The organism is Streptomyces sp. ActVer (genome assembly GCF_027270795.1).
Taxonomy (GTDB): Bacteria; Actinomycetota; Actinomycetes; order Streptomycetales; family Streptomycetaceae; genus Streptomyces; species Streptomyces umbrinus_A.
The window spans coordinates 1-2480 of sequence record NZ_JAPWHT010000778.1 but is presented as its reverse complement, the minus strand read 5'-3'; the positions used below and the strand labels follow the sequence as shown (position 1 = coordinate 2480).

Annotated in this window: 3 protein-coding genes; 1 reads left to right on the top strand and 2 read right to left on the bottom strand. The window is 69.1% G+C overall.

What is annotated here, in order from left to right; genetic code table 11:
* The coding region (locus O3Q52_RS51940) for an RDD family protein (RefSeq protein WP_269655377.1) at positions 1 to 935 on the bottom strand (935 nt) is incomplete at its 3' end.
* 117 nt (positions 936 to 1052) lie between these two features.
* On the opposite strand from O3Q52_RS51940, the gene O3Q52_RS51935 reads away from it, so the two are divergent.
* On the top strand, positions 1053 to 2060 hold the full coding sequence (locus O3Q52_RS51935; RefSeq protein ID WP_269655376.1) for a stage II sporulation protein M: 1008 nt from the start codon (positions 1053 to 1055) through the stop codon (positions 2058 to 2060).
* Positions 2061 to 2265: 205 nt separating this feature from the next.
* On the opposite strand, the gene O3Q52_RS51930 is transcribed toward O3Q52_RS51935, so the two are convergent.
* On the bottom strand, positions 2266 to 2480 hold a 215-nt coding region (locus O3Q52_RS51930; protein ID WP_269655375.1), incomplete at its 5' end, for a hypothetical protein.

The window sequence follows — 2480 nt, the reverse complement described above, 5'->3', positions numbered from 1 at the left end:
GGGGCCGGTGCCGGAGCCGAGTAGGCGGAGGACGGCGAAGCCGGTGCGGCCGGGTAGGACGGGTACGCCGATTCCGGCGAAGGCACCAACCCGTACGGCGTCACGGGCCCGCTCGTACCTGGCGTACCTGATGTGCCTGGCGCGCCGGCCATGTGCCCACCCGCGGCAGGACCACCACCAGCGGCCCCGCCACTGAACGCCCGCCGGGCCTCCCGAGCCTGCCGCTCCTGCATCACGGCCGCCAGATACGCCGCCGGCGGCACCCCCTGCGGCGCCGGAGCCCCGGTGCGCTCCGCGACATCGGCCGCGAGCCGCTCCGCCATCGCCCAGCCGACCTGCGGATCCAGCTGCTGCATCCGCGTCAGGTACTGCCGGACAGCCAGCCACAGCGCATCCGGCACCCCGGACAGATCAAGGCCGGAGAACCGCCCCGCCAGCCAAGGCGGCGGCGGAGGCACGAAGGCCGTACGCCCGGAGGGAATCCGCTCCCGTACGACCAGAGTCCCGGCGAACACATCACCGAGCCGCCGCCCCCGCGCGGACACCAGTGAGGCGATGCACGCCACGACCCCGAACGTCATCAGGATCTCGACCACACCGACCGCCCCACGCACCAGCGCGTGCCGGAACCGGATCGGCCCGCCGTCGTCCCGTACCACCCGCAGCCCGCACGCCAGCTTCCCCAGCGACCGCCCATGACTGAGCGTCTCCACGGCGATCGGTCCGCCCACCAGCAGAAGAATGAACGCGGCGATCGACACCGCCATCCGCGCCGCCTCGTCGAGCGCGGCCGTGGACGCCACCAGGGCAATGGTCACCGCGACATAGGCGGCCACCGCCACCGCCAGGTCGAGCACCACGGCCAGCACCCGGCTCGGCAGCTTCGCGGGGCGCAGCTCCAGCGCCACCGCCTCGCCCGTCACAAGCTCACTCACGCCCGCCGTCCTTCCCCGAACTGCCCCGAGGACAGCCAGTCTGCCAAGCTGAGGGCACATCGCGCCGCAGTGCGACAAGCTGACCACACGACGAGCAGCCGAGGAGCAGCCAACCCGATGGACCTCGACGTCTTCGTGTCCGCCCACCGAGCCGAATGGGACCGGCTCGACGCACTCCTCGGACGCCAGAGGCGCCTCACCGGCGCGGAGGCCGACGAACTCGTCGCGCTCTACCAGCGCACGGCGACCCATCTCTCCCTGATCCAGTCGAGCGCCCCGGACCCCCAGCTGACCGGCCGCCTCAGCCAACTCGTGGCACGCGCGCGCAGTGCGGTGACAGGCACCCGCCGCGCCTCCTGGCGCGATGTGACCCGCTTCCTCACGCACGGTTTCCCCGCCGCGGTCTACCGCTCACGCCACTGGTGGGTCCCCACCGCGCTGCTCTCCACAGCGGTCGCCGTCCTCCTGGGGTGGTGGATCGGCACCCACCCGGAGGTCCAGTCCTCGATCGCGGCCCCGAGCGACCTGCGGGAGCTCACCCGCCCCGGCGGCGAGTACGAGACCTACTACTCGAGCCATCCGGCGACGTCCTTCGCCGCCCAGGTGTGGACGAACAACGCCCAGGCCGCCGCGATGTGCCTGGTACTCGGCGCCTTCCTCTGCCTGCCGGTCGTCTGGATCCTCTTCCAGAACATGCTCAACGTGGGCGTGGGCATCGGCCTGATGTCCTCGGCAGGCCGCCTCGACACCTTCCTGGGCCTGATTCTCCCGCACGGCCTCCTGGAACTGACCGCAGTCTTCGTAGCGGCCGGTACGGGACTACGCCTCGGGTGGACCGTCATCGACCCCGGCCCCCGCAGCCGCCGATCCGCCCTCGCCGAGGAGGGCCGAGCAGCCCTGGGCATGGCGATAGGCCTGGCCCTGGTCCTCTTCGTCTCGGGCGCCATCGAAGGCTTCGTCACCCCGTCCGGCCTTCCGACCTGGGCCCGCATCGGCATCGGCATAGCCGCCGAACTGCTCTTTCTCGCGTACGTCTACATCCTGGGCGGTCGCGCGGCGCGGGCCGGCGAGACGGGCGACGTCGAGGAGGCCGAACGCAGCGCCTCCGTACCGATCGCTGCCTGATGTGCAGGCACGTCCGCTGAGCTGCTAGTCTCCTCTTCGCCCCACAAAGACCGTTGACACGGGACGTGTGGGGAGGTAGATTAGAACAGTTGCCTAGAACTGGACAAGTCCGGTGGTGACGGTTTAGCATCTGTCAGCTTCCTGGAATTCGGTTCCGGTGAAGCACCTTCCCGATAAATCAGGAACGAGTGGCCGGTCAGTCCGGTCAAAAACTTCTGATAAAGTCGGAATCGCCGAAAGAAAGCCGCAAGGCAGTCGAATAGGCAAAGGCCTCCCAACTGGCCACCGGAAATGAATTCCGACCGGAAACGGAACGGAAAACGGATCTGGTAAGGTTGGAAACACCGAAGGGAAGCCCGGAGGAAAGCCCGAGAGGGTGAGTACAAAGGAAGCGTCCGTTCCTTGAGAACTCAACAGCGT

Coding starts and splice junctions, on each gene's coding strand:
- O3Q52_RS51935 (WP_269655376.1), top strand. CDS start 1,053: ATGGACCTCGACGTCTTCGTGTCCGCCCACCGAGCCGAATGGGACCGG.